Here is a 26,273-nt window from a genome sequence, read left to right as displayed (position 1 = left end):
TGCGCGAAGGTTAGAAAAGACGAATCGTCAGGCCGGCGCACCGATGCGCAGGCGGTCGTCTCCGAGCAACTGGGCCATGTTGTTGCGCGAGGCGACGATCTCCTCCACCGAGCGACGCACATAGTCGCTGGCGCTCACCGTCGAGTGGCCCGCGACGACGTCTGCGGCGTACATCGTTCGGGCATCGCGAACGATGCGGCGCAAGTCCGCGGGGGTGCAGCCGTGGGTGATTCGGGCTAGGGCGGCGTAGTCCACCGCATCGTGGCCCGGAATCTCGACACCTATCCAGCGCTGCAGGATGCGCGCGCGCGTCGTCTCATCGGGCGCCTTCGTATCCAACCACAATTCAACGCGTCCGGAACGCAACAGCGCCTCGGGAATCTTCTTCGGATCCATCGCCGTCATCATCACGCAGACGTTGCCTGCCGTAGCGCTTTCCAACCCGTCAAGCAGCGAAAGCAGGTAGCGCGAAAGACCCGCAACGTGATCAATTTTGAATAGGATGTCGGCGTCATCAATGAACAGCACCGAAGGGGAATTATCCTTTGCTTCCTGCACCACCTTCTGGATGCGCTGGAAGAAAACGGTCGGTGGTTCGGTGATGAAGGTGCCGTCGATCAGGAAGAATTTGCCTTGAATGCGATGCGCCAACGCCCGCCCGATGCTGGTTTTACCGGTACCCGGCGGTCCGTAAAGCAGCACGCCGCGCTTCGGTTTGAGCCCGAGTTCGGCGGCGAGTTCGCGATTCTCGAACGGCAGCACGATGTTGGTTTCCAGTGCTTCGGCGATGTGCTCTGCGCCCGGCAGCGAGTCGAAGCTGAGCGCTTCGACTTCGCCGAGGCGCAGGTTGCTTGCGACGACGTAGGTGTTGAGGCAATCGATGAAATCTTCGGTCGTCGGCGCTGCGTTGCTTTGCCGCAGCAGTTGGCAGGCAAGACGCAACTCATAGCCCTGCAGCATGCTGGAGTAGCGATGGATGACCTTGAAGTCGATATTCGCAGCGCGATCGTCGCCGAGAACGTTGACGGCTATCCGCGTATAGTCGTCCGCGCCGAAGATCGGCACGTCGACGAGGACGGCTTGGTCGCTGAATTCCCCGGTCACCGATCCCCACAATGGCAATGCCGAGCCCACGAGCACAAGGTGTTTGCCTGCCTGCGCTGCGGCGTCACACAAACGCTTGCCAACAACCTCGCCGAGGAAGTTCATGCGCAACATTCCTTTGGAGACGAAGGCCAATTTGGTATAGTCGTCGACGACAACCAGATCGACGCGACGCAGCGCGTCGAGGACCATAGCCTCCACCGCTTCCTGCCATTGCGCGCCTTCGAAAGGCTCGGCGGCGGCAAAGACATCACCCATGCCGAGAACGACGCCACCGTGTTTTCTCGCAAACGCCGCTGCGATTGTGGTCTTTCCGATACCGTCGACGCCGCTTAGTGCGATCACGGGCGAAATTCCAAGCAGAAGCTCGAGCTTGTCGTAAGCCGCTTGCTGTACGGGCGTCAGGATAATTTCGTCGGCTGCCGTTGACATGAGATCGCGGGTCGACTTAAGCGAAGTTCCGATTTTTGAGTTCATTAGTTCTCTTTGATTTCCCGTTCGTGATGCGAGGCGAGCAAGCATCGTGTCTGGCGACTTCGCGATTGACGGTTCGCGAATCGTCCAAGTGCTCGCGGTCTTGGAGATGGGTGCACATGCTAGGTGACCCTTTCCAGGTACACACCCGCCATCGGACGGGTCTTGTCGAAGCGCAAGCCCTCAAATGCAGAGGTTTGGTCGCTAGGGCGCGAACAGTCCTGCAAGCTGCGTACGATTTTGGATGCCGAGCTTGCTATAGATGTTGCTGAGGTGATCCTTGACCGTGCTGACTTCGCGATGCAGTTGCGCCGCGATTTCGCGATTGCTCTTGCCCTGCATGACGAGCAGGGCGACGTTGCGTTCGCCCGGCGTGAGCTGGGCGAGCACGGCGAGCTGTGCGGACGTGGGTTCATGCGGCTCGGCGCTTCGCGCAGCCATCCCCGCATAGCGGATCAGGAACGAGGGCAGGCCGGTCCCGCCGCGGTACGACGGCGGAATTTCGATCGCAGCCTTGAGACCCGGTTGCTGCGGGTGCGCCACTTCCCGTCGCGGGTCGTCTTCGTAAGCATGCAGGCTGAAAACCTCCGTCGCCCACTGCTGGCGCAAGCTATCACAGGCCGCGAGCAGTGCATCGGGCAAATGGAAGTCGTACTTGCTCTCGATGCCCGTCGTCGCCGCCGAGAGCCGGTTCCAGCGTTGCGTCTGCCGATATCCTTCCGAGTTGCCGAAGATCGGCTTGAGTTCCCAGTCGAGCAGCAAAAGCCCGACGGGAAGATTGCCAAGTACATTCAGCACGCTCGATTGCACGGCGCGATGCTGCTCGTGTTCGAGTACGCGCCGTGCCAGCGCTTCGAGCAGCGGGTACATCTCGCGCAGGCGCGCGCTCGCGTTTGAATCGAACGGCCCCTGCGCGGCATTGCGAAACAAGGTTATGCCCGCGCGCACGATGCCGCCGCGACGGAACGGGATCACCAGCGCGTGCTCCCAACCCGAAGGACGGAACAGTTGTCGATAGGCCTGTTCGGCGGCGCCCGACTGCATCAGCTTCAATGCGAACGGTTCGCCTGGCGGCCGCTCGCCGGAAAAATGCAATGTCGCCGCCGCGAGCAGATAGTTTCGCCAAGCGTCGCGCATCGAAGGTTCCGCTTCCGCGACGAACGGACTTGGGGTTTCGCCGAAGACGTCGGTCGACCAATCGTTCCACGCAATGGCGGTACGGTATGGCATCAGCCTGCCGAGGAGAACGCTGAGCCGCTTCCAGTAGTCGGCAAGGTTGTGTGCGGCGGCCAGTTCGGCCAATTGCGGCATCCATGGCGACAGCGGCCAGCCGCCGCCGATCGCTGGAGTCGCAAAATCGCGCCGCTCTTGCATTGCATCGTCTTCGCCGGGATGCAATGCGGACATCGATTTCGGACTCTGCTGCGTCATCGCAATCAGCCAGCCGGCGCGGGCGCCTGCGCGGTAGCCCTAGCCAAGTCGAGGCGATATGGATGGAATTCCGCTAGCGCAGGGCGATGCGCTACGCTGACGATCGCCGTGTCGGTGAGGCGCGCGTGCAGCAGCGTGTAGAGATGCCGCTCGGTGTCCGGGTCCAGCGCACTCGTCGATTCGTCGAGGAACAGGAAGTGCGGGCGGATCAGCAGCGCACGAGCGAAAGCGACGCGCTGCTGCTCGCCGGGTGAGAGCTGCAGATTCCAGCGTGCGACCTCGTCGAGACGGCTGGCGAGGTGCGGCAGGCGGCAATCGCATAGGACCTGTCGATACACGTCGTCGCTGAAGCTCTCGGCAGGCATGGGATAGGCAAGCGTAGCCCTGAGAGCGGCCCACGGCAGGTAACTCTTCTGCGGCAAAAAGAGCAGACCTTCTCGGGGCTTTTCGATGGTTCCGCTGCCGAAGGGCCATAGGCCGGCGATCGCGCGCAACAGCGTGCTCTTGCCGACCCCTGAAGGTCCGCGCACCAGCCAGCGTTGCCCCATATCGATGCGCAGGTTGCCGATCGCGGTGAGCGGGCTGCCGTCCGGCAGAGTCAACTCCAATTCGTGCGTTGAGAGTGCGGGCGCGCCGGTCTGCCGGATATGGATACCGTCCGCCCTCGGCGGACTCTCGGCCGCAATCTCCAGTTCTTGCAGGCGACGAACACTCGCCAGCCACTGCACGATGTCGCCCCACGCGCCCGCCATCCAGTTCAGATCGTTCTTAACGTGGCTGAATACGGTGTGCAGGGCCGTCATCGCGCCGATCGTCATCGTTCCGGTCAACACCTTCGGCGCCAGCAAGACATACGGCATATACGTGGAGAAACTACTGACGGTTAAGGCGAAGCTAGTTAGGCGCATCTCATAGAAGATCAGCCGCCACCAGTTCTGTCGCACTTGCTCGAAGCGTCTAGTGAGGCGCGTGTATTCGACGTCGGTGCCGCGATAGAACGCGATCTGTTCGGCGTGTTCGCGCACCGCGATCATGCCGAAGCGGAAATCCGCTTCCATGCGTTGGTGCTGCATGTTCAGACCGATCAGCGGCCGCGCGATCCGCTGTGTCAGCCAGGTATTGCCGGCGGCAAACAGCAGAGCAAACCAGAACAGATAGCCGGGAATATGTATGGCGATACCCGCGATGGAAAAATCCAGCGCTCCGCCTTGTTGCCACAGCGTCGCCGAGAAAGTGATCAGGCCGACGAAGGCGGAGTAGCCACCGATGCCGAGCTTGACCGACAGTTCGAGGAAGAGCTTCAGGTCTTCGGCGATGCGCTGGTCGGGATTGTCGAGCCGCTGTTCTCGCTCGATGCAGTAAAGTGCTTCATCGTGCAGCCATAGCCTCAGCCATGGGTGCGTCAGCGCCGTGCGTGCTTCCATGAGCACCCGGCTCGACAAGTAAGAAAAGCTGGCGGCACTTGCGGCTAAGGTGGCCGAAGCGACGAACAGGTTCGACAGCGACGCATAGAAGCCGTCGACATCCCGTGCGGTCAGTGCGTCGACGATGCGCCCGGTGTACGTGGCCATCTGCAGCATGAACCAAGTGTTTGCTGCGGCGAGAATTCCGACCGCGATCAGCATCGCGAGGATGCGGGGGCGATACGAAGAGCGCAGCAGGGTCGCAAGCAGCTTCGTTGCGAAACGGAGTAGGCAGGTGCTGCTGCTCATAAGGCCGCCTCCACCGGCTGCGTGCGTGCAGGGTGGTCCGACCCGAGCTCAAGCGCGTGCGTATGGAATGGATCCAGTGTGGTGCGATGGGCGACGCTGACGAGCACCGTCTGCGGCAGCCGTTCGCATAACAACTGGTACAGATGCCGTTCGGTGTCGAGATCGAGTGCGCTCGTGGCTTCGTCGAGAAACAGGAAGTCAGGTTTGTGCAGCAATGCGCGCGCGAACGCCATGCGCTGCTGCTCGCCAAGCGACAGGCGCATGCTCCAGCGATCGCTTTCATGCAGTCGTGAGACCAGACGCGGCAGACGGCAGTCTTCCAGCGCGAGCCGACAGGCGTCGTCGTCGAGCGATTCGGCGGAGTGCGGGTAGGCAAGGGCGACTTTCAGCGTATCCCATGGCAGATAACTCTTCTGCGGCAGGAACAGCACGCGGGCTTGTGGCGGCTGGATTCGGCCGCGGCCGTGCGGCCACAGGCCGGCGATCGCGCGCAGCAAGGTACTTTTGCCGACGCCCGACGGACCGCGTACGAGCCAGCGCTGTCCTGTCTCGATCGTGATGTCTCCGATCGTCGACAGCGCAGTCCCGTTCGGCAAAGTCAAGGACAGTCCGCGCAGCATGAGTACCGGACCGCGCGGCGGATCGACTTCGATGCCGCCGCGTGGTGTCGCATTGACGGCGCGATCGAACTCGGCAAGACGGTTGACTACGGCCAACCATGCGACGATGTCCGTCCACGACACGGCGAACCAGTTCAATTTGCTGAGTGTCTGCCCGTACAAGCTCTGCAAAGTGGTCATCGCGCCGACCGTGAGCACGCCGGCCAGCACGCGTGGGCCGAGCAGGAGAAAGATCAGGAACGTGGAAACATTGCTGATTGCCGATCTATAGACATTCAGGCCGAGCTGGTACGCAATCAGCCGCCACCAGTTCTGACGTACCTTTTCGAAACAGGCAGTGAGACGGCGGAATTCAGTGCCGGCACCGCGATACAGCGCGACCTGCTCGGCATGCTCGCGCACCTGCGCCATGCCGAAGCGGAAGTCGGCCTCGAAGTGTTGCTGCTGCATATTGAGGCCGATCTGCGGCTGGGCGATGCGTCGCGTCAGGACGAAATCGACGATCGAGTAGATCAGCGCGATCCAGAACAGATAGCCCGAAATCGTCCAAATACGGCCGGCGAACTCGAAGCCCAGTTCGCCGCCCTGCGACCACAGTTGTGTCGAATAGGCGAAGACACCGCCGAATGCATTGGCTGCGCCCATCAACAGGCCGAGGGAGTGCGTCACGAACAGTTTGAGGTCCTCGGCTATGCGCTGGTCGGGATTGTCGATTTGCTGTTCGCGCTCGAGGCGGTAGACCGCCTCGCCGTCGAGCCAGTCGCGCAGCCACGGATAGGTCAGCGCGGTACGCGCCTGCATCTGCAGGTGCGAGCTGAAATAGACATAGGCGCTGATGCAGACGAAGAAGGAGGCGATACTGCCCGACAGTCCCAGCAACGCGGTGCGAAAACCTGCGGCATCGCGCTGCGTCAGCGTATCGACGATGCGGCCGAGAAACGATGCAAGCTGTATCCCAATCCACAGTTCGATGCCGAGGATCAGGAGCGAGAGCAGTAAGGTTGCCAGCATGCGCCAGCGATACGGCGAGTGCACCAGCGTGCTGACGAGCTTGAAAACAACGCGTCTGCGGCTCATGTCTGGATCGACGGGGGCGAGCGGGATTCATCGAGGAAGCGTGGGATGCTCACGTGCGTTCGCACATGCGATGCGAGAGGCAAGCAACTCTGGGATGCGGCGGAACAGCTCAAGCTGCCGAATCCTCTCGATCTTGACCAAAGCGCATTTCCCATACGGACGCTGCGCGCTTGTGGCGGCGCGCAGCGAAACTGCCCTATTGCGCCGCTCACAACGAGCCGTTGATTTTCAGCATCACGTTACGCGGGGAGCCGTACCAGCTACCTCCGACCGGGCTTGCAATCGATTGATAGTAGATGCGGTCGAACAGGTTCTCGATATTGAGCGACGCGCTCCAGTGTGGGTTGATGCGATACTCGGCGCGCAGCGTGGCTACGGTGTAAAACCCCTGAACGCTGCGGTACGGTTGCCTTGACCCGACGCATTGTCCACTCACGGGGTCATACGGACTGCAGGCGAAGCCACTGAGATAGTTGGAGCTTTGCGCGGTGAATCCCCCGCCGATGCTCCAGTTCGCCCAGTCGCCGTGCAACTGGTAATTCGTCCAGAGCTTGATCAAATGTTTGGGCGTTATCGTGGACAACGCAATGCCGGCTTCGTTTCGATTGAGATCGAAGGTATAGCCGGCGCTGAGCAGCCAGCCTTTCGTCAGCAGACCGCTAAATTCGGTTTCTACGCCTTTGCTTCTTCTAACCCCGGTGAGATAGCAGCAAAGCGCATTCGTGCTCGTGTGGTCGAAGTCCAGGGTGATGTAGTTGTCCTGTTTGATTTTGAATAGCGCCAACGAACCGTTCAAGCGCCCCTCGTTCCAGGCGGCCTTGATTCCCGCTTCGAGATTGGAGCCGGTCATCGGAGAGATGATTGAGCCGTCAGCTCGAATAGATCCGATGTTCGAACTGAAGACGTCGGCATAACTCGCATAGATCGAATACTCCCGGTTCAAGTCGTAGGTAAATCCCGCGTACGGAGTGATAACGCCGGTGTCGGTATATTTACTGCTGTTCGCCGAGAGAGGAATGGGTCCTACGCTCAGGGAAAAACCTGACTCGGAGCGGATGTAGTTTTCGCGACCGCCGACGATCAATGCAAGGCCATCCCAGGGGCGCAAGCGCAGTGATGTGTAGGCGCCGTAGCGCTCCCCTTCCGACTCGGAATCTACATTGACCGCGAATGCACTCGGTGTCGGAACCGGGTAGGCGTTAGGATCGAACGCGAATGGATTCAGCGCTGGGCCGGTCACATTGAGCCCCCGGCTCCGGCCCAAATTGTTCGAGCCGGAGTGATCCAGGCCAACCGCGAAGTCCTGCTTTCTGTCCCGCCATTCGAAAGAGCCGGTCAAGGTGACTTCGATCGTCTGTTGCGTACTGGACGCATGATTGCGGTTTACCGTGGGAGTTCCGCTCATGAGGTTCGTCACTGGATTGATCGCCGACCTAACCGAAGCAGTGATGCCGTCCTGGCTCTGCTTGATCTGCGTTAGATTAGCGTTGAGTTTCCAGTCCTCGTTGAAACGGTGCTCCAGTTGCGCGAACACTTCCGGTTTGGTGGAAGTGTTTTGCATCCAGGGAAATATTAAGGCAGTGGACCGCGGCAGTTTTGCGTCAGCGCCGTTGGCGTAGCGCGGCAAGCCGCTGCCGCCCGGAATATAATCGGATTGCTCGATCGATCCGCCGAGGGTCAGTTTCGTGCTTTGCCCGAGATCGTAGTCGGCTACCGCGTACAACTTCATGAGTCGCCGATAAGCCGTGTCGTAGAAATAGTTCTGATCGTCGACCACGCCGACGACGCGGCCGCGCAGTGCGCCGTCGAAGCCGAGCGGGCCGGATGCATCGGCCGCGACGTGGTAGTTTTCCCACGATCCCACAGACGCCGTCAGACTCGCTGCGGTTTGCGCCAGCGGTTGCTTGCGCACCAGGTTGACCGTAGCGCTGGGTTCGCCGATGCCGCCGAACAGCGCGTCGGCACCGCGCAGCACCTCGATGTGGTCGAATTCGGAAAGTTCGCGGTAAGAAGATAGAAGGCCGCTCCTTTGCGAAAGCGACGCACCTCCGTCGATATGCAGCGAGCTGACTTCGAAGCCACGCACAGAGAAGCCTGTGCCAGCTTCGGTTTCCCACGCTGTAACACCTGTGGCCCAGGCGAATGCCTTGGTCAGATCGGTCGCATTCTGCTGTTGCAGGAGTTCCTGCGAGATCACCGACACGGACTGGGGGATTTCACGCAGTTCGGTCGGCACGCGCATCGCCGCAAGACCTTCCGCCTTTGCGGTCACATTGATCGTGTTGAGCGTTTGTCCGACGTCGCCGCCGTGATCCGGCGATGATGGAGTGCTCTTTCCGCCCGGACCGGCCCCCGAAGGCGGATTCTTGACAATGGCGATGGCCCCGCTGCTGTCGCGGCTGAAGCTCAGGCCGGTCTTGGCGAGGATGGCATTCAACGCGGCCGTCGCGTCGAGTGCGCCGTTCGCTCCGGCAGTGGTCGCCCCGCGCACGTCTTCGATGCGGTAGATGACCTGCACTCCGGCCTGCCGGGAGTAGTCGTCGAGCGCGCGCTTCAAGTCCCCTTTCGCGATATCGAAACTGCGCACCTGGGCCGCAGCCGCCCCGCTGGTCACCTGGGCCGCGGCGGTCCCGCCAAGCATCAGCATGCCGAAACCGTACAGCGCCAGCGTCTTGCCCCATGTCGTCCGCATCATTTTTGCCTCCCCTTGTCCTCGGCTCGTGACGGCCGTGTGAAGTCAAGACAGCAAAACGATGAAAAGCCGTAACACGCTCACTCGGAAATTTTTATCTCGTTGCCGTTTTCTTCGATTTTGAGGCCGTAAGCCTGGCGCAGCAGACGCGCGAATGCATCGACGTTGGACGGCTCGAAGCTGCCGCCGATGCGCATCTGTGCGACGTTCGCCCCGGTGACGACGAGCCGCTTGCGGTTGTAGCGGTTGAATTCTGCGGCGGCGTCGGCCAGGGTCGATTGATCGAAACGCAGCAGGCCCTGGCGCCAGCTCAGAGTCGTGTCGACCTCTCCGGCCGATTTGTGCGCGATCAGATTCGATGCGCCCTGCGCGAGGACGACATCGCCCTTGGTGACGATGCTCGGCGCGTTGCGCGATTGGGCATCGTCCACGCGGACGCGGCCTTCGACGACGGACACGTTGACGCGAGTGCCCTCGCGCCAGACCGAGAACTTGGTGCCGAGAACGGTGATGGTACGGTCACCGGCATGCACGATGAACGGCCTCGAGGGGTCGTGCGCGACTTCGAAATACGCCTCGCCGCGCTCAAGCCAAACATCGCGCACCTTGGCATCGACAGCCGCGCGCAGGACGGTGGCGGTGTTGAGCTCGATCGTGCTGCCGTCGTTCAGAGAAACGGTTTCACGAGCACCGATATCGGTTTCGTACGTTTTGTGCTTCCAGAAATCCGTCGACGTTGTGAACACGACGAGACAAGCCGCGGCGCCCGCGATTGAAGCCGCGATCAGTGCGAAGCGTCGCCAGCCGTGCCGGAGCGGTCTTCTTCCGCGATGCGAGCCTATGGTCGGCGAGCGTAGCGCAGCGATGCGGTCAACCTTGCGCCAGCCGTACTCGAGGCGCCAATAAGCCGTCTTGTTCTCTGCATCCGCGTCGAGCCAGGCGTCCAACTCGGCCTGGTTCTGGGCAGTCCATTCCGGCTGTTCGCGTCGCAGCAGCCACTGTGCCGCAGTTTCTTCGGTCTGAATTGCGTTTGTCATGGTTCACCTTTCCTCGCGTCGTGCGGCGATGCCGGCGCTTTGCGCCGGATCTTGCCCGTGCCGCCCAGCATGAAATCGACCAGCGCACGCATGCCGTACACCATCTGCTGCTCGATCGTGTCGATGCTGACGCGCAACCTCTGTGCGGCCTCGCGCGTCGACAGACCCTCGATCTTGCGCAGGGTGACGACTTGGCGGCAGCGCGGCGGCAGCCGCTCCAGGCCAGCCTGGACGCGGCGCAGTTCCTCGCGCACGCCGAATTGCCGTTCGGGCGTCTCGTCGTCTGCTACGACAGTCGACGATTCCAAATCCGTTACATAGTCGATCGACACAACTTGCGCGCGCTTGGCACTGTTGATCAAATGATTGCGCGCCGCGGTCAAGAGAAACGGCTTGGCTTGCAGCGGCAGCCGTTCGCGTGCCGCAGCGTAGACACGCGCATAAATTTCCTGACGTAGATCGCCTACCTCGGCCTGATCCCGCCAGTTGCGGCGCAGGTATCGAGTCAGCACCGCCTCCAGCGGAAATATCTCCCGGAAGAACCAGTCTTTGAGCACTTTGTCGTCGATCATTTGCGCCCCCCGCGCAATCCCGGTCACTGCCTAGACAAGCCGGAAAGAAAAACCCGTAACAAGAAAGACGATTTTTCTCCAATTGGATGAGCGCGCGGTGGCGGTTGTCGTGTTTGCGGTTGAACGCAGTCAGCTAAGCAACTCGGCGAAGCGTTGCGCCGACGCCGCACGCGCGGAGTCGTGTTCGGTGCGCAGCGCCCAGTCGGCGTGCCGCGTTTGCAGGCTCAGTGCGAGGCTTTGTGCGAAGGCGAGGGCGAGGTCGCGAGCGTGTGCTTCAAGCGCTTCGCGATCGCCGCCCAGGGCCTGCAGTTTTGCGGCCGCTTGCGCGGCGCGGTGAGCGGCCGTGCCGGCTGCGGAAGCCAGCTCGGGCGAGGAAATTTCGGCGTGCCAAAGCGCCTGTGCTTCGACCAAGGTCTGCGCGCCGCCGGCGCTGCGCAGTGCGCGCAGGAAGTCGAGCGCGAGTACGTTGGTCGTGCCTTCCCAGATCGAGAACACTTGGGCGTCGCGAAGCAGGCGCGGCATGCCGGTGTCTTCGAGGTAGCCGGCGCCGCCGAAGCATTCGCAGCATTCCGATGCGATCGCCACGGCGAGCTTGCCGGTCCATAGTTTTGCGAGCGGCGTCAGCAGGCGCAGCAGATTTTGTTGCGCCGGACTCGCGCCGCCGGTCTGGGCGAGGCCGAGCAGTTCGGCGACGTGGAAGCTGAGGTGGAACGCGGCCTCGAACTGCGCGCGCAGGTTGGCGAGCGTCGCGCGGTGCAACGGCTGTTCGGCGAGCGCTTTGCCGAATGCGTGCCGATGCAAGGCGTAGTCTTCGGCAAGCGTGAGGGCGCGGCGCATGGTGGCGGTGGCGCAGATCGCGTTCCAGGTGCGGGTCACGTTGAGCATCGGCGCGATGCCGCGCACGCCGTGGCTGCTCTCGCCGACCAGCCGTGCCGGCGCGCCGTCGAGATGGATTTCCGCGGTCGGCAGTTCGCGCGTGCCGAGTTTGTGTTTGAGCCGGTCGAGGCGAACGTTTTGCCAACGGCCCTGCGCATCGCGCGGTTCGACGTAGAACAGGGCGAGGCCGTCGGCGCCGGCCGGTGCGCCTTCGGGACGCGCGAGGGCCAGACTCATCTGTGCATTGATCGCCGAGGTGAACCACTTGCGTCCGTAGAGGCGCCATTGGCCGTCGACAAGGCGCGCGACGGTCTCGCTCATCGACACGTCGGAGCCGCCGGGGTTTTCGGTCATCCATTGGCCGCTGATCCAGTGCTGCGCGGGATCGCGGCTCAGCAAGTGCGGCAGGGCGTGTGCGGCGAGTTCGGCGTTGTTCGAAGCCTTGATCGCCGTCGCGGCGCCGTCGCTCATCGCGAGCGGACAGGAGAAAAATTCGCTCGGGCAATGGTACAAGTATAAAAGTGCAAATTGATGCACGCGTGCCGCGGCGCCATGTGCAGCCTCGTGTCCCGCGGCGACGAGGCCGTACTGCGCGGCGAGCGGCGCGGCGGCACGCCAGGCGCGGGTGAGGTCAACGCGGTCGATGCGGTTGCCCCAAACGTCCCAATGGGTCAGCGCGGGCTCCTCGTCCGCGCGCGCGCGCGCGTCGGCCCAGGCCTCGGCCGCGTATTGGCCGAGCGCATCGAGATCGGGCTCGATCGCGGCGAGCGTGTTTGCGGGGACGGCGCGGCGCAGATACGAACGCAATACGGCGTCGTCGCGGTATTGGTTGCCGAGCGACGGAGCGGTTTGGACGAAAGACATGGCGGTCTCCTCACGCGTTGTGCGGCCGGTGCAAAGTCTCTTTTCGCAGGGACGAATTTCGCGCGCGCGGCGCGAAGGAGATTCGTTCGCGGCGGCTCCGATTTTCGTTTCAAACGCGACGGAAATCGGGCGCGGGGATTCGCAGTCCTACGAGGTGCGCTTGGCCATGCGCACGTCCCAGCCTAGCGCAAGCACGACGATTAGGGCCAGCGCGACTTCGACCGCGGCGGGCCAGCGCGGCGGGGCACCGCTCCAGAGTTCGCTGATGCCGTGCGAGAAGTAGAACAGGCAGACCATGCCGCCGAGCAACACACCGCGGCGCAGCGATTTCGCCGCGACCCAGAGGCTGAACAGCAGCGGCACCGTCGCAAGCAAAAGCGCCGGCATCAGCAAGCCCGGCTTCGGCGGCGCGAGCCAGGCATGCCACACCGGCTGCAGTACGAGCAGGGCGATCAACGCCGCGACGGCGACACGCAGCGCGGCGTTCATGCGGCGAGTTTCGCGGCGGTCGCGGCGACGCGGCGGCCGAGTGCGCGCGCGAGGATTTTCGCTTCCTCGCCGAGTGCGCGATCGGCGTTCGCGCCGGCGACGTGGCTGGCGCCGTACGGCGTGCCGCCGGCGCGCGTCGTATTGAGCGCCGCCTCGGTGTAGGGCAGGCCGACGATCAGCGCGCCGTGGTGCAGCAGCGGCAGCAGCATGGTGAGCAGGGTCGATTCCTGGCCGCCGTGCGTCGTTGCGGTCGAAGTGAACGCGGCGGCAGGTTTGCCGACCAGCGCGCCCGACGCCCATTCGGCGACGGTCGAGTCGATGAAATGCTTGAGCGGCGCGGCCATGTTGCCGAAGCGCGTCGGGCTGCCGAGGATCAGGCCCGCGCATTCGCGCAAGTCGGCGAGGGTCGCGTACGGCGCGCCTTCTTCGGGCACCGGCGGTGCCGCGGTCTCGGTGATCGGCGCGACGGGCGGCACGCTGCGCAGACGCGCGCGCATGCCCGGCACTTCTTCGACGCCGCGCGCGACCAGGCGCGCGAGCTGGGCGACGTTGCCGGTGCGGCTGTAGTAAACAATCAGGATGTCGCTCATCGCGCGGAATTTCACTCGCCTTGCGGAATCGGTTAGGCTGAAACTTGGAGAACCTGCCGGCTAGTTTGCCATGAGTGCGATTCTTTCACGCGTTCCTCTCGATCGCGCGCGCGCATCGAGCTTCGGCCGCTTCATGCTACAGCGCTTCCTCGAAGACCGCTGTCCACAGGCTGCCGGTGCGCTCGCGTACACCACGCTGTTCGCGCTGGTGCCGCTGATCACCGCGGTGCTCGGCATTCTCAGCGCGTTTCCGGCATTCGCCGAATACCAGGACAAGATCGTTCAGTACATGTTCGACAACTTCGTGCCGTCGGCCGGCGACACGATTAGGGAATACTTCACCCAGTTCACCGCGAACGCAGGCAAGGCGACGGCGGTCGGCATCCTCGTGCTGCTGTTCAGTGCGGTGTCGTTGATGATGAGCATCGAAGACGCATTCAACCGCATCTGGCGCGTGCCGACCGGGCGCGCGTTGACCTCGCGTCTGCTGATGTACTGGGCCGTGCTCACCGCGGGGCCGATCCTGATGGTCGGTGCGCTCGCGATCTCGTCGTACGTGTTCGCGCTGCCGATGCTCGCCGAGGCCGGCGAGTCGTTCCAGATCAAGGCACGCCTGCTCGGCCTGCTGCCCTTCCTGATTTCGTGGTTTATGTTGACCGCGATCTATGTGCTGGTGCCGAACTGCCGCGTGCGCGTGCGCCATGCGGTGATCGGCGCGCTGATCGCGGCGGTCGCATCGGAAGCGGCGAAGCGCGGGTTCGCGCTTTACGTCGGCAAGAGCTACAAGGACGTTTACGGCGCGCTGGCCATCCTGCCGATGTTCATCGTCTGGATTTATCTGTCGTGGATCATCGTGCTGGTCGGCGCGTCGATAGCGGCGACCCTGGCCGCGTTCGACTACCGTCCCGACGCGCCGAAGCTCGCGGCGGGCGACGAATTCCGCGGCCTCGTGCGCGTGCTTGCGCATTTCGCCGCGGCACAGCGCACGGGCGAAGGACTGACCGCGGATGAACTGCGCCGGCGCGAACCGTTCCTCAGCGATGCGCTGACCCAGCAATATCTCGGCGATCTGAGTCGCGCCGGGCTGATCCGGCGCAGTGAGCGCGGCGATTTCGTGCTTGCGCGCGACCTGGCTTCGATGAGCCTCTACGATCTGTACGCGGCGACCGGTTACCGCATTCCGCTGCACGAGCCGTTGCCTGCCGTCGGCGACGCAGTGCCCGACGAGGTCGCGACGCGCATGCTCGACACGGCTGCGGACCGCCTGCGCGCGAACCTCGAAATGCCGCTCGCTGAAATCTTTCCGCCGCTCGCGCGGTCGAATCCCTGAGTTATTGACGATTCCGAAGGACGAAACATGCAACGTATTCTCGTCGCGCTCTGCGCCACTCTTCTGACCGCCGGCAGCGCTGTCGCCGCGACCGCAGCGAAACCCGCGCTCAAGGTCACGACGCTCGACGGCAAGAGCTTCGACCTTGCCGCGCAGAAGGGCAAATGGGTCATCGTGAACTTCTGGGCCACCTGGTGCTCGCCGTGCATTAAGGAACTGCCGGACATCTCCGCGTATGTCGACAAACACAAAGACAAGGTCGCTGCGATCGGCCTCGCCTACGAAGACAGCGACAAGGCCGACATCGAGAAATTCCTCAAGGCGCATCCGCTGAGCTATCCGGTCGCCCAGGTCGACGTGATCGATCCGCCGAAGGATTTCGATACGCCCAAAGGCCTGCCGAACACTTATCTAATCGCCCCCGACGGCGCCGTTGCCAAGGCGTTTCTCGGGCCGATCCAGATGAAGGATCTCGACGCGATCATCAAGCCCTGAGGTTCGCGCCGATGCCGTGCGCGAAGTTCTTCGTCGGCGGCAGAGTGCAGGGCGTGTTCTTTCGCGCGTCGACGCGCACCGAGGCACAGGCGCTCGGTTTGCGCGGCTACGCACGCAACCTCGCCGACGGCCGCGTCGAAGTGTTGGCCTGCGGTGAGGCAGACGCATTGCGCAAGCTCGAGCGCTGGCTTGAGCACGGGCCGCCGCAGGCTCGCGTCGACGAGTTGCGCCGCATCGACCTCGACGATTCCGTCGCGGATTGTCTGGCGAATTCGCCAGGCAATTCGTCGCGCGACGAGTTCTTTATCGACAGCCAATGAAGCGGACTGCGAACCGCTGCGCACAATTTCGAAAAATCATTTCGATATTTTAAGAATCGCTGCGGAACATGCGGCAATTCTCATTCTGCCCGCAGAAAAATTGTTACAACTCACGCTCGTAGGATGTTTGCGAACACGGCTGGCGCGGATTTTGCGTCGGCGCGGTGTCGTTCGCGCTGCAGCAAGGTGAGGGGAGGGATTCGCTTGGTCGAGCCATATTCGCGTTACGTGGAATTGCAGATTCGCGTCGTCGCGGACCAGAAGGAAGGCTTGCTGTTCGAGCTCGGTCAGGCCGTCATGGCGTGCGGCTTCAGCATGGTGCGTCAGCGCATGGCCGAGAGCAACGAGGGCATCTCGCTGAATTTCGCGGTGCGCGGCCCCGAGGGCGGCGCGCTCGAACTCGAGGATCGCCTCGCCACGCATCGCCGCGTGCGCACTTACGAATCGATGATGCACGAGGTGTCCGCGCCGGCGCCGCCGAAGGCGCCGGGTCCGGCACCGCGCGCCACGCCGCCGGGCTATGCGTCACACGCCTATCATTCCGCTTCGGCACCGCCGGACATGCTGCTCAACGGGCGCACGGCCGAGTTCGGCCATCGCGTGGCCGCTTCGGCGCCGCGGCCGACCTACGATCGCTCGCGCCTGGAAATTTTGCTGCCGAAGCTCGCCGCCGACTATCCGCAGATTCTGCCGCGCCTCGCGCTGCTCGAGCAGGAAGTGCCGCCCGAAGAGCACGACGCGATTCTGCGCTATGTCGGCAACCGCGTCGGCGCCTGGGTATACAAGCGCGATTTCTCCCTCGGCGCGCGCCTCGGTCTGCACGATGCCGTGCGCCACATCGCTCTGCCCGCCGTGCGCCAATTGCTGCCGGCCGACGTCGAAGACGAGGGGCTGCGCATCAAGGCGAGTCCGTTCTGCGGTAACGGCCAGCACGGACGCACCTGTCATTTCTTCCGCGGATTCTTCGAAGGACTCATCAATACTTCGCGTACCGACAAACCGGCGAACATCGAAGAAGCGCATTGCCGCAATTCGGGCGCGAGTTACTGCGTATTTACCTTCACCGATTGAATCTTCGTATTTTAAGAAAGCCCTGCGTAGGGCAGGGCTTTCGCGAGTCAGGGACGGCTCGCCGCGAATCGGGCATGGCGATGTTCGATTCGGCGTTGTCGAGTCCGGGTCCGCTGCGGATCCGGCGCGGACTGCCGGCTCCGGGACCGGGTCGTGCGGGCCTTCTTAGGGGCTAGATCATGGAAGCCGTGCACTGTCATCACAATACGTTTCTCGTCATCCTGTCCTATGTGGTGTCGGTGCTCGGTTCGTACACCGCGCTGCAGCTCGCGATCGGCATTCCGGCCGCGAAGACCGCGGGCGAACGCTGGCGCGCCCTGCTCGGATCGGGCGCGGCGGTCGGCGGAGGCGGCATCTGGGCGATGCATTTTATCGCGATGCTCGCGTGCCAGATGAACATTGCGGTGACCTACGATTTGCCGCTGACCGTCCTCTCGGCGCTGATCGGCATTGCCGCGTGCACCCTCGGCCTCGCCGTCGCGAGCAGCGGCACGTTCTCCTGGGTGAAGCTCACACTTGCCGGCGTGCTCATGGGGCTCGGCGTGGCCGGCATGCACTACACCGGCATGGCGGCGATGCTGATGCCCGCGCAGATCGTCTACGACCCGATCATCGTCGGCGTGTCGATCCTGATCGCGATCGTCGCCTCGATCGCGGCGCTCTGGCTCGCGTTCAATATGCGCGGCTGGATGCAGTTGCTCGGCGCCGCGCTGGTCATGGGCGTCGCGGTCTGCGGCATGCATTACACGGCCATGGCCGCAGCGGGCTTCGTTCCGCTCGCGCAAGGCGCCAACGAAGTCGCGCAGGGTCTGCACGGCGAAAGTCTCGGCATCACGATCTTCATCGTTGCCTCGGTGCTGCTGTTCGGCACCCTGATCGTGACGACGGTGCGCCAGCAGCAACGCACCGAAATCCAGATCTAGTTCGCATAGAGGTAAGGCGCGGCAGCCGACATTGCGCCGGCTGCCGCGCTACCACTTGAGGAACGGCGGCGCGCTGAGCGGATGCTGGCGAAACCAGCCGCCGGCGAGCTGGACGAGGCGCTTGTGGAAGCCGGCATTCGGAAACGCGGCCTTGAGCTCGCCGATGTAACTTCCGGGCAAACCGAAGCGCACGACACCGAGCGAGAAGTCGACGAGATCGGCCTTGCGGAATGCTTCGACCAGCGGCGACGCGTCGTCGCGCACGCGGCGCAGCTTGTGGTGCAAGTCGATCATGCGCTCGATCTCGGCGCTCCACGCCTCACGCGGCCCGCCCGCGAGATAGGCGCGCGCCTGAGCGACCGACGGCGGCAGATAATCGACCGTGTGGTCGGACCAAATGCCGATGTCGTGGAACGCGCCGGCGATGGCGATCTTGTCGCGATCCTCCGCGCTGCAGTCGTGCAGCGCGCCGCAGCAATGCACCATGCGGTAGACGTGGTTGCGGTAACCCTCGTAGTCGGCGCCGATGCGCTCGCGCCAGGCGCCGAAGATGTCTTCGAGCAGGTCGATGCGTGGTCGGATCGAGAGATCGTGGAGGGTCATGGCGGCCGCCGAATCGTCGTCGGCCGCATGATCGCACGGTGCCGCGCGCGGTGGATCAAAGCTCGCCGCGGAACTGCACGCCCCAGATGCGCGGCTCGTTGACGTACCCGGTCAGGTTGTTGAAGTCGATGCCGCCGGTGATCGCCTTCTTGTCGAGGATGTTGCGGCCGAACAGGGCGACTTCGCGCTTGCCGTTGTCCCAGGCGTAGCCGGCGCGCAGGCCGCCTTCGACCCAGGCCTTGCCGGTGAATTCGACCGACTTGTACAGGAAGTACGACACCTTGCTGCGATACGCCCAGTCGGTATAGGCGAACAGTTCGCCTTCCTTGAACGGGATCGAATAGCGCGCGGTCACGTTGGCGATCCACTTCGGCGCCTGCGGCAGCGGGTTGCCGTTGATCGCGGCAAGCGTCACGCCGCCCTGGACGATCTCGGGGCTGAGCACCGTGCATGCGGCGCACGGCGTGATGTAAAGATTCGGGTCCTTGATCTTGGTGTAGTTGTAGCTGCCGCCCGCGGTGACCATCAGGTTGTCGGTGACGTAGGCGCGGCCGTCGAACTCGAAGCCGCGGCCCTCGGTCTTCTTGGCGTTGACCAGGCGTGCGAAGTTGGTCGTGCCGCCGACCGCGGTGAGCTGCTGATTCTTGATTTCGTAGGTGTAGACGTCGGCGCTGATCGTCGCGCGATGATCGAACAGGTCGGACTTGATGCCGAATTCGCCCGACGTGATCGTCTCGGCCTTGGCCACCGACGGCGTGTCGCCGAACAGCAGACGGCCCTGGATGCTCGGCGCGCGATAGCCCGTCGCGGCGCGTGCATACAGGGTCGTGTCCTTGCTCAGGCTGTAGGTGGCCGAGAGGTCGCCGGTCGTGCGCGAGTAGGTCGGGTTTTCGTACAGCGGACCGATCGGGCCGGCGCCGATCGGCGACAGATAGCGCGTCGCCGTCCAGTTCTTGTCGTCGTGCGAATAGCGCAGGCCGCCCTTGATCTTGAACGCGTCGTTGATCTGATAGCCGATCGACCCGAACACGGCGGCGCTCGTGTCCTTCTGCTTCTGCTGCGCGTAGCCGTCCTCGACGCCGCCGGCGAGCGTGGCGTAGTCGAAGCTGTCGACGCTGATGTTTTCGTTGAAGTAGTAGGCGCCGACGATCCAGTCGAGCGGCGACGAATTTTTCGACGACAGGCGCACTTCCTGGGTGATCTGGCGATGGAACGGCAGGCCGTCGGCGGATTCGGACGGGAACGGAATGACGCCGGGGCCGGACGGCGGCGCGAACACGGCGCCGTAGCCGCCGTCGATGTCGCCGTGACTCAGCGTCTTGACCTTGTCGAAGCTGGTGATCGAGGCGAGTTCCATGTTCTCGAAGTCCCAGGTCAGGTGCAGGTTCACGCCGCTCGAGGTGACGTTCTGGAAATTCTTGCCGTCGATCGAAATTTGGTCGCGCTGGAAGCCGGGTACGAAGTCGTTGGTGCCCGGCTGGATGATGTTGGCGCGGAACAGGATCGCCGAGCCGTTGATGTTCATGCCGTGCACGTTGAGCAAGGCGTCGAAGGTGTCCGACGGCTTGTATTCGAGCTGCAGGCGCAGCGCCTGCGTGTTGTAGCCGCCGAGTTCGTTGCTCTTGCCGGGCGCGGTGTTCTTCACCCAGTCGTCGCGGTGCTGGTCGAGGAACGAGACGCGGAACGCCCAGTCGGGATTGATGCCGGCGCCGAACGCGGCTTCGACGTTGGTCGTGCCGTAGCGGCCGTAGCTCACGTCGACATAGCCGTCGGCATCCTGGGTCGGGCGCTTGGACTGCAGCTTGACCACGCCGGCCGGCGTGTTGCGGCCGAACAGGGTGCCCTGCGGACCGCGCAGCACTTCGACCTGGTCGATGTCGAAGATCGGGAAACCTTTGAGAATCGGGTTTTCGAGCACGACGTCGTCGTAGACCAGCGACACCGGTTGCGAAGCGTTGAGATCGAAGTCGGTGTTGCCGAGGCCGCGGATGTAGAAGCGCGGGAACGTGCGCCCGAACGAAGATTCGACCAGCAGGCTCGGCACGCGCGCGGAGAGGAAACGCACGTCGTCGGCGCCGGACTTGAGGATGTCGAGTTTTTCCGTGTCGATCGCGGTGACCGAAATCGGAACCTTCTGGATGTTCTCGCTGCGTTTCTCGGCGGTGACCGTGATGTCGGCAAGCTGCTTGGGCGCCTCGGCATCGTCGGCCGGAGCCGCGTCGGCGGCGTGAACGGCACTGCCGGCGAGAGCGCAGGCAATGGCGAAACTCAGGGTGTATCGACGCGGCGCGCTCGGAGCGCGGGCGGTGCGGTGCGAAGACATGGTCAGATCTCCAGTTGGAATAGGCGGTTGCAGAATCTCGTCCCTACCCCGGCGTCGCGCTCCGGTCGTGCCGGAGCTTGTCGATGCCAACCCGCGTGCTCGTATGTGACAGCTTGAGTATCGCCTGCGGGATTTCCCCTGCGCTTATTTACCGGAGATGTAAAAGAATTGCAAAAAATTACCCGTATAAGCCGCCGCGTTATTTGCGGCGGCGTGACGGGAAGCGGATCGATGCGGCCGATGGCCGGACTCAGTAGGCGTTTTTCACCCAGAGCGATTTGTCGGCGAGTTCCTCGACGCCGAGATCGCCCTTCAGCTTGGGCAGCTTGAGCGGCTTGACCGGGATTTTGCGGTCGGGCAGGTGGTCGAGCAGGTGGCGGATCAGGCTCAGGCGCCCGCGCGGCTGGTCGTTGAAATCGACCACGTGCCACGGCGCATAGTCGGTATGGGTGGCGGCGATCATCGCGTCGCGCGCCTCGCTGTACTCGTGGTATTTGTTGCGCGCGGCGATGTCGACCGGCGACATTTTGAAGCGCTTGAGCGGATTCTGCGCGCGTTCGGCGAAACGCTCTTCCTGCTCGGCCTGATCGACGGCGAGCCAGTACTTGAACAGCAGGATTCCGTCGTTGACCAGACCCTGCTCGAACACCGGGCATTCGGCGAGGAAGCGCTTGTACTCGTCGTCGCTGCAGAAGCCCATCACCTTCTCCACGCCGGCGCGGTTGTACCAGCTGCGGTCGAACAGCACGATCTCGCCGGCCGCGGGCAGGTGTTCGATATAGCGCTGGTAGTACCACTGCGTGCGCTCGCGCTCGTCGGGCTTGGACAGGGCGACGATGCGGTAGTGGCGCGTGTCGAGATGCTCGCTGATCGCCTTGATCGTGCCGCCCTTGCCGGCGGCGTCGCGGCCCTCGAACAGGACGACGACGCGTTTGCCGGTATGAATCAGCCAACGCTGGAACTCGACGAGATCGACCGCGAGTTCCTTCAGATAGTGCTGGTATTTCTTCTTCTTCATGCGTCTTTCTCCTTGGCGATCAGTTCGGCGAGAGTTTGATCGCGCGCACGCCGTCGACGCCGCGCAGACTTTCGGCGGCGGCGTGCAACTGCGCCGCGGCGGCCGGCAGCACGACGAGGCCGACGCGTTCTTCGTCGCCGTCGCCGGCCTGTTCGATCTCGATGTCCTGCAGGGCGAGTCCCGCGCGCGCGACGGTCTGCATGAGCGCGTCGATGCCGACGCTGCCGCGCGCGATGGTCAGTTCCATGCGCGACGGCCGCTTCTTCCGCAGTAGACGCTCCTCGATGGGCTTGATGCCGGCGAGAATGACGAGGATGACGCCGGTTGCGGCGAGCGCGGCGCTGTACATGCCGCCGCCGACTGCGAGCCCGATCGCGGCGACGCCCCAGATGCTCGCCGCCGTGGTCAGGCCGCGCACCGCTTCGCGGCGGAAGATGATGATGCCGGCGCCGAGAAAACCGATGCCGCTGACGACCTGGGCGGCGATGCGCGACGGGTCGAGCACGACATGGCTGTCGCCGAGCACGTCGGCGAAACCGAATGCCGAGACGATCATCAGCAGGCACGCGGCGACGCAGACGACCATATGCGTGCGCAGGCCCGCGGTCCATGCGCGGCGTTCGCGCTCGATGCCGATCAAGCTACCGAGCAGGGCGGCGGTGAGCAGGCGCAGGACGATTTCGGACGTGGCGATCATGGCGGTGGCTGCGCGCGCCGTCGTGCTCGGTGCACCGCGCTCAGGATTCGCGCAGGCGCGGGCGCAGCCCGGCGAGATTGCACGGCGCGGTGCGCGAGTCGAGTTGGGCGCGCAGCAGTTTTTCCCAGGCCGTGCGGCAGGCCGAGGTCGAACCGGGCAGGCAGAACAGGAATTTGTCGTTGGCGAGACCGGCGAACGCGCGCGACTGCAGGGTCGAAGTGCCGATTTCCTCGAACGAGAGCACGCGGAACATTTCGCCGAAACCCGGCATTTCCTTGTCGAGCAGCGGGCGCAGCGCTTCGGGCGTCGAGTCGCGGCCGGTGAAGCCGGTGCCGCCGGTGACGAGGATGCCGTGCACTTCGCTTTCGGCGATCCATGCGGAGACGAGCGCGCGCAGACGGTACTTGTCGTCGCCGCTGATCGCGCGCGCATGCAGGCGATGGCCGGCTTCGCCGAGCGCATCGCAGAGATAGTCGCCCGACGTGTCGTTGTCGGCCGTGCGCGTGTCGGACACGGTCAGCACGCAGAGATTGAGCGCGATGAAATCCTTGGCGGCGGTCATGGGTCGAAGGCCGAAATCCGGTTTGGAGATTCGAGTTCGCGAAACGCAAGCCCGGGACAGCATACATCCGCACGCACGATGATCGTAGGGGCGTCATTCTCGCCGCGTGGTTTTTCGAGCGTCGACAAACCTGCGAAGCGGCTGGATGCCGCGCATGCGGCCGACCAGGACGGCGCCCTTATCCGATATCGCGCGGCGCTTCGCCGTTGCGCGCGAGCGCGGCCATTTGCCGGAGCAGCGCGGCGAAATCGTCGGCGTAAGCCTGCATGTCGAACAACTGCGTGCGCGTCGCCGGATCGCGCAGGCGTGCGCGCAGCGCGGCGAGGCGCTCGGGCTGTTGTGCGAGTTCGACAGCGAGCGCGACATAGGCTTCATCGTCGACGACGCTCAGTTCGTCGAGACCGAGCTGCCTATTGAGACTGCCGGCCACGCGCGATGCGAAGGTGTTGCCGGGACGCGTCAGCACCGGGCAGCCGACGTAGAGTGCATCGGACGCCGTCGTATGTGCGTTGTACGGATTCGTGTCGAGGAACAGATCGGCATGACGATAACGCGCGAGGTATTCGGCGTGTCGAGTCTTCGGCGCGAAAACCAAGCGCTGCGGATCGATGCCGGCCTTTTGCGCTTCGAGGCGCAAGCGCTCGATCACGCCATTGCCGGGACGTTCGTCGAGCAGCCAGAGCACGCTGCGCGGAACGGCGCGCAGGATGCGCATCCACAAAGCGAAGCTCTGCGGCGTGATTTTCCAGTTTGCATTGAAGCAACAGTAGACGAACGCGTCCGCGGGCAGTCCGAGCGCATCACGTGCAGGTGCATCGCGCACGACGCGCGTGGTGTCGGTCGGCTGGTAGGAGCGCGGCAGCACGGCGATCTTCTCGTCGTAGTGCGCACGCTGCAGCGCAGGGATCACGTACGCGTCGGCGATCAGATAGTCGTACCACGGCGCGCCGAGCGAGCCCGGATAGGCGAGCCAGTTGACCTGGATCGGCGCGGGACGCAGCGCGAAAATGCCCGGCAGCGAAGCCATGCAGTAGCCGTCGACGTCGATCAGGATGTCGATGCGCGCTTCGCGGATTTTCTGCGCGATCGCGGCGGGCGATATCCCGCTCGCGTCATGGAACTCGGCGAACGCGCGCGTCAGGCGGCGGCGCAGCTCGCTGCGGTCGTCCGCGGTCGTGGCAAAGGCGATGGCGGTGATACCGGTCGAACGCAGGCATTCGATCAATTCGACGACGAGCAGACCCGTGGCGTGCTCGTTGAAGCCCGAAGAAACGAAGCCGACGCGCAGGTCCGCGGAATTCGACGCGGGCGCCGGCATGACGGAATCGGTGTGTCGTGCGGCCTCGCGCGCAAACTGCCGCGCGAAGCTACGCGCGCAGCGCAGCTGTTGTGCGGGCGTGGCGCTTTCGGCGAGGAACGAGAACGGCGTGAAGCCCTCGACGCCCGCATCGACGGCGGCGACGAGGCGGGCGCTCAGCGCCGGCAGTCCGTCCCATTCGCACAACTTGCGCTTGCCGAACACGAGCTGTCCGAGCGCTTCGGGCAGGTTTGGGTCGAGCTGCAGGGCGCGCTCCATCGTACGTGCCGCGCCCTGCCAGTCGCCGAGCTGGTCGAGCACGAGGGCGAGGTTGTGCGCCGTGTGCGGGCGTGGGCTCAGTTCCATCGAGTTGCGGTAAGGCTCGACCGCGTCGCTCAGCCGGCCCTGGCGCTCGTACTGATAGCCGAGCAGATACCAGCCGTCGGCGGAACGCGGATTGAGTTTCAGGCCCTGGCGCACGTGCGACTCGGCGGCGCTCCACTGGTACAGCGACGCGCTGGCGTTGGCGAGATCGAACCAGGTCTCCGCGCGCGAGGGATCGATGCGCAGGCTGCGCTCGAAACACAGCGAGGAACCGGCATAGTCGCCGAGCTGATGGCGCAGGCGGCCGAGATTGTTCAGCGCGCCGAGATGATTCGGTGCGATCGCGAGGGCGCGCTCAAGTGTGCCCTTGGCGTTTTCCGGGTGGCCGCTGTGGATCTCGACCGTGGCGAGGTTGCACAGCACTTCGATCGAGTTCGGATCGAGCCGCGCCGCCTGTTGCAGCGAGCGCGTGGCGGCGTCGAGACGGCCCGACCTGAGCTGGGCGATCGCGAGCAGGCGCCAGACTTCGGCGTGCGGAGGCAGGGTCTGCAGCGCGCTCTGGGCGCGGCGTTCGGCACCGGCGAAGTCGCCGCGTTCGATCAGGCTGGCGATCGCGTCGAGCGTCGCCGGCAGCAGCGCGGCATTCATCCGGCGAGGCCGCCCTCGGTGAGCGACTTCATTTGGTCGGCCTGGTATTCCTGGGTCAGCGGGCCGATCAACGGATCGAGATCGCCGCCGATGATCGCCGGCAGACTGTACAGAGTCAGGTTGATGCGATGATCGGTGATGCGCCCCTGCGGAAAATTGTAGGTGCGGATGCGCTGGCTGCGGTCGCCCGAGCCGACCTGTAGGCGCCGCGACTCGGCTTGCGCGGCGGCCTGCTTGCTGCGCTCGTCGTCGGTCAGGCGCGCTTTGAGCAGGGACATCGCGCGCGCGCGGTTCTTGTGCTGGCTGCGCTCGTCCTGGCATTCGACGACGATGCCGGTCGGCAGGTGGGTGATGCGGATCGCCGAGTCGGTCTTGTTGACGTGCTGGCCGCCCGCACCCGAAGCGCGGAAGGTGTCGACCTTGAGATCGGCCGGATTGAGTTCGACGTCTTCGATCTCGTCCATCTCGGGCAGGATCGCGACCGTGGCGGCCGAGGTGTGGATGCGGCCCTGCGCCTCGGTTTCCGGCACACGCTGCACGCGATGCGTGCCCGACTCGAACTTGAGTTTGGAGAACACGCCTTTGCCTTCGACGCGCGCAATGACTTCCTTGAAGCCGCCGTGCTCGCCCGAATTGGCCGAGAGAATCTCCACGCGCCAGCCTTGCGATTCCGCATAGCGCGAGTACATGCGGAACAGGTCGCCGGCGAAGATCGCGGCTTCGTCGCCGCCGGTGCCGGCGCGCACTTCGAGGAAGATGTTGGCTTCGTCGCGCGCATCCTTCGGCAGCAGGAGCAGGTTCAGTTCGCGGTCGAGCGTTTCGCGCCGCGCTTCCAGCTCAATGACTTCGCCTTCGGCGAGTTCCTTGAGTTCGGGGTCCTTGAGCATGGCCTGCGCCGCGGCAAGATTTTTTCCGGCGTCGTCGTAGGCGCGCAGCGACGCGGTCAGCGGTTCGAGCTGGGCGAACTCGCGCGACAGATCGCGGAAACGCGCGCTGTCGTCGATGACTTCGGGTTGGGCGAGCAGCAGGGAGACTTCCTGGTGACGCTCGGCAAGCTCGTCGAGCTTGCGTCGGATTGATGGATTCATAAAGAGCGAATTTTAACCACGGATCAGACGGATAAC

Annotated in this window: 22 protein-coding genes; 5 read left to right on the top strand and 17 right to left on the bottom strand. The window is 63.9% G+C overall.

Annotated features, from left to right (window positions below):
- Window positions 1-27 precede the first annotated feature (27 nt).
- The 10 genes from FFS30_RS03380 to wrbA form a co-directional block, all read right to left on the bottom strand.
- Entirely contained in the window at window positions 28-1,581 is a 1,554-nt protein-coding gene (locus FFS30_RS03380) for an ATP-binding protein (protein ID WP_171014389.1), read from the bottom strand.
- A gap of 201 nt (window positions 1,582-1,782) precedes the next feature.
- Window positions 1,783-2,985, bottom strand: coding sequence for a LuxR C-terminal-related transcriptional regulator (locus FFS30_RS24395; protein WP_283235188.1), 1,203 nt, complete (start codon window positions 2,983-2,985; stop codon window positions 1,783-1,785).
- Between the two features lie 29 nt (window positions 2,986-3,014).
- Window positions 3,015-4,721, bottom strand: coding sequence for an ABC transporter ATP-binding protein/permease (locus tag FFS30_RS03370; RefSeq protein ID WP_137911688.1), 1,707 nt, complete (start codon window positions 4,719-4,721; stop codon window positions 3,015-3,017).
- On the bottom strand, window positions 4,718-6,418 hold the full coding sequence (locus tag FFS30_RS03365; RefSeq protein ID WP_137911687.1) for an ABC transporter ATP-binding protein/permease: 1,701 nt from the start codon (window positions 6,416-6,418) through the stop codon (window positions 4,718-4,720). The genes FFS30_RS03370 and FFS30_RS03365 overlap by 4 nt, the downstream gene beginning before the upstream one ends.
- A 208-nt stretch (window positions 6,419-6,626) precedes the next feature.
- Window positions 6,627-9,113: a TonB-dependent receptor gene (locus FFS30_RS03360; protein WP_137911686.1), complete on the bottom strand. Its 2,487-nt coding sequence runs from the start codon at window positions 9,111-9,113 to the stop codon at window positions 6,627-6,629.
- 77 nt (window positions 9,114-9,190) lie between these two features.
- On the bottom strand, window positions 9,191-10,147 hold the full coding sequence (locus tag FFS30_RS03355; RefSeq protein ID WP_137911685.1) for a FecR domain-containing protein: 957 nt from the start codon (window positions 10,145-10,147) through the stop codon (window positions 9,191-9,193).
- Window positions 10,144-10,719: an RNA polymerase sigma factor gene (locus FFS30_RS03350; protein WP_137911684.1), complete on the bottom strand. Its 576-nt coding sequence runs from the start codon at window positions 10,717-10,719 to the stop codon at window positions 10,144-10,146. The genes FFS30_RS03355 and FFS30_RS03350 overlap by 4 nt, the downstream gene beginning before the upstream one ends.
- A 129-nt stretch (window positions 10,720-10,848) precedes the next feature.
- A complete protein-coding gene (locus FFS30_RS03345) occupies window positions 10,849-12,459 on the bottom strand; it encodes an acyl-CoA dehydrogenase family protein (protein WP_137911683.1) in 1,611 nt (536 codons plus the stop codon).
- 147 nt (window positions 12,460-12,606) lie between these two features.
- Complete coding sequence (locus FFS30_RS03340) at window positions 12,607-12,948, bottom strand: DUF2069 domain-containing protein (RefSeq protein WP_137911682.1); 342 nt, start codon at window positions 12,946-12,948, stop codon at window positions 12,607-12,609.
- A complete protein-coding gene (wrbA, locus tag FFS30_RS03335; protein ID WP_137911681.1) occupies window positions 12,945-13,538 on the bottom strand; it encodes an NAD(P)H:quinone oxidoreductase in 594 nt (197 codons plus the stop codon). Before wrbA ends, FFS30_RS03340 begins: the two co-directional genes overlap by 4 nt.
- A 70-nt stretch (window positions 13,539-13,608) precedes the next feature.
- Here wrbA and FFS30_RS03330 point away from each other — a divergent pair, with 70 nt between their 5' ends.
- The 5 genes from FFS30_RS03330 to FFS30_RS03310 all read left to right on the top strand — a co-directional run bounded on the left by FFS30_RS03330 (window position 13,609) and on the right by FFS30_RS03310 (window position 17,677).
- Entirely contained in the window at window positions 13,609-14,868 is a 1,260-nt protein-coding gene (locus FFS30_RS03330; protein ID WP_137911680.1) for a YihY family inner membrane protein, read from the top strand.
- Window positions 14,869-14,895: 27 nt separating this feature from the next.
- Window positions 14,896-15,363, top strand: a complete 468-nt coding sequence (locus FFS30_RS03325) for a TlpA disulfide reductase family protein (protein WP_137911679.1) — start codon at window positions 14,896-14,898, stop codon at window positions 15,361-15,363.
- A gap of 11 nt (window positions 15,364-15,374) precedes the next feature.
- Complete coding sequence (locus FFS30_RS03320) at window positions 15,375-15,683, top strand: acylphosphatase (RefSeq protein ID WP_137911678.1); 309 nt, start codon at window positions 15,375-15,377, stop codon at window positions 15,681-15,683.
- A gap of 204 nt (window positions 15,684-15,887) precedes the next feature.
- Window positions 15,888-16,754, top strand: a complete 867-nt coding sequence (locus FFS30_RS03315) for a 4-vinyl reductase (RefSeq protein ID WP_137911677.1) — start codon at window positions 15,888-15,890, stop codon at window positions 16,752-16,754.
- Between the two features lie 179 nt (window positions 16,755-16,933).
- On the top strand, window positions 16,934-17,677 hold the full coding sequence (locus tag FFS30_RS03310) for an MHYT domain-containing protein (RefSeq protein ID WP_137911676.1): 744 nt from the start codon (window positions 16,934-16,936) through the stop codon (window positions 17,675-17,677).
- Between the two features lie 48 nt (window positions 17,678-17,725).
- Here the strand turns inward: FFS30_RS03310 and FFS30_RS03305 are convergent, their stop codons facing one another.
- The 7 genes from FFS30_RS03305 to prfA all read right to left on the bottom strand — a co-directional run bounded on the left by FFS30_RS03305 (window position 17,726) and on the right by prfA (window position 26,237).
- On the bottom strand, window positions 17,726-18,280 hold the full coding sequence (locus tag FFS30_RS03305; protein ID WP_137911675.1) for a hypothetical protein: 555 nt from the start codon (window positions 18,278-18,280) through the stop codon (window positions 17,726-17,728).
- Window positions 18,281-18,335: 55 nt separating this feature from the next.
- Window positions 18,336-20,603, bottom strand: a complete 2,268-nt coding sequence (locus FFS30_RS03300; RefSeq protein ID WP_137911674.1) for a TonB-dependent receptor — start codon at window positions 20,601-20,603, stop codon at window positions 18,336-18,338.
- 250 nt (window positions 20,604-20,853) lie between these two features.
- A complete protein-coding gene (gene ppk2 / locus FFS30_RS03295) occupies window positions 20,854-21,621 on the bottom strand; it encodes a polyphosphate kinase 2 (RefSeq protein WP_137911673.1) in 768 nt (255 codons plus the stop codon).
- 19 nt (window positions 21,622-21,640) lie between these two features.
- Entirely contained in the window at window positions 21,641-22,318 is a 678-nt protein-coding gene (locus FFS30_RS03290; RefSeq protein WP_137911672.1) for an MgtC/SapB family protein, read from the bottom strand.
- Between the two features lie 40 nt (window positions 22,319-22,358).
- On the bottom strand, window positions 22,359-22,880 hold the full coding sequence (gene moaB, locus FFS30_RS03285) for a molybdenum cofactor biosynthesis protein B (protein WP_137911671.1): 522 nt from the start codon (window positions 22,878-22,880) through the stop codon (window positions 22,359-22,361).
- Between the two features lie 178 nt (window positions 22,881-23,058).
- A complete protein-coding gene (locus tag FFS30_RS03280) occupies window positions 23,059-25,149 on the bottom strand; it encodes a tetratricopeptide repeat protein (protein ID WP_137911670.1) in 2,091 nt (696 codons plus the stop codon).
- Window positions 25,146-26,237: a peptide chain release factor 1 gene (gene prfA, locus FFS30_RS03275; RefSeq protein ID WP_137911669.1), complete on the bottom strand. Its 1,092-nt coding sequence runs from the start codon at window positions 26,235-26,237 to the stop codon at window positions 25,146-25,148. The genes FFS30_RS03280 and prfA overlap by 4 nt, the downstream gene beginning before the upstream one ends.
- Between the last annotated feature and the right edge of the window lie 36 nt (window positions 26,238-26,273).

It is taken from the genome of Rudaea sp. 3F27F6, from assembly GCF_005503555.1.
In the GTDB taxonomy this organism is placed as follows: domain Bacteria; phylum Pseudomonadota; class Gammaproteobacteria; order Xanthomonadales; family Rhodanobacteraceae; genus Rudaea.
Note: the sequence above shows the minus strand (reverse complement) of the source record. Positions and strands in the feature narration are given on the sequence as shown.

Coding starts and splice junctions, on each gene's coding strand:
- FFS30_RS03380 (WP_171014389.1), bottom strand. CDS start 1,581: ATGAACTCAAAAATCGGAACTTCGCTTAAGTCGACCCGCGATCTCATG.
- FFS30_RS24395 (WP_283235188.1), bottom strand. CDS start 2,985: ATGTCCGCATTGCATCCCGGCGAAGACGATGCAATGCAAGAGCGGCGC.
- FFS30_RS03370 (WP_137911688.1), bottom strand. CDS start 4,721: ATGAGCAGCAGCACCTGCCTACTCCGTTTCGCAACGAAGCTGCTTGCG.
- FFS30_RS03365 (WP_137911687.1), bottom strand. CDS start 6,418: ATGAGCCGCAGACGCGTTGTTTTCAAGCTCGTCAGCACGCTGGTGCAC.
- FFS30_RS03360 (WP_137911686.1), bottom strand. CDS start 9,113: ATGATGCGGACGACATGGGGCAAGACGCTGGCGCTGTACGGTTTCGGC.
- FFS30_RS03355 (WP_137911685.1), bottom strand. CDS start 10,147: ATGACAAACGCAATTCAGACCGAAGAAACTGCGGCACAGTGGCTGCTG.
- FFS30_RS03350 (WP_137911684.1), bottom strand. CDS start 10,719: ATGATCGACGACAAAGTGCTCAAAGACTGGTTCTTCCGGGAGATATTT.
- FFS30_RS03345 (WP_137911683.1), bottom strand. CDS start 12,459: ATGTCTTTCGTCCAAACCGCTCCGTCGCTCGGCAACCAATACCGCGAC.
- FFS30_RS03340 (WP_137911682.1), bottom strand. CDS start 12,948: ATGAACGCCGCGCTGCGTGTCGCCGTCGCGGCGTTGATCGCCCTGCTC.
- wrbA (WP_137911681.1), bottom strand. CDS start 13,538: ATGAGCGACATCCTGATTGTTTACTACAGCCGCACCGGCAACGTCGCC.
- FFS30_RS03330 (WP_137911680.1), top strand. CDS start 13,609: ATGAGTGCGATTCTTTCACGCGTTCCTCTCGATCGCGCGCGCGCATCG.
- FFS30_RS03325 (WP_137911679.1), top strand. CDS start 14,896: ATGCAACGTATTCTCGTCGCGCTCTGCGCCACTCTTCTGACCGCCGGC.
- FFS30_RS03320 (WP_137911678.1), top strand. CDS start 15,375: ATGCCGTGCGCGAAGTTCTTCGTCGGCGGCAGAGTGCAGGGCGTGTTC.
- FFS30_RS03310 (WP_137911676.1), top strand. CDS start 16,934: ATGGAAGCCGTGCACTGTCATCACAATACGTTTCTCGTCATCCTGTCC.
- FFS30_RS03305 (WP_137911675.1), bottom strand. CDS start 18,280: ATGACCCTCCACGATCTCTCGATCCGACCACGCATCGACCTGCTCGAA.
- FFS30_RS03300 (WP_137911674.1), bottom strand. CDS start 20,603: ATGTCTTCGCACCGCACCGCCCGCGCTCCGAGCGCGCCGCGTCGATAC.
- ppk2 (WP_137911673.1), bottom strand. CDS start 21,621: ATGAAGAAGAAGAAATACCAGCACTATCTGAAGGAACTCGCGGTCGAT.
- FFS30_RS03290 (WP_137911672.1), bottom strand. CDS start 22,318: ATGATCGCCACGTCCGAAATCGTCCTGCGCCTGCTCACCGCCGCCCTG.
- moaB (WP_137911671.1), bottom strand. CDS start 22,880: ATGACCGCCGCCAAGGATTTCATCGCGCTCAATCTCTGCGTGCTGACC.
- FFS30_RS03280 (WP_137911670.1), bottom strand. CDS start 25,149: ATGAATGCCGCGCTGCTGCCGGCGACGCTCGACGCGATCGCCAGCCTG.
- prfA (WP_137911669.1), bottom strand. CDS start 26,237: ATGAATCCATCAATCCGACGCAAGCTCGACGAGCTTGCCGAGCGTCAC.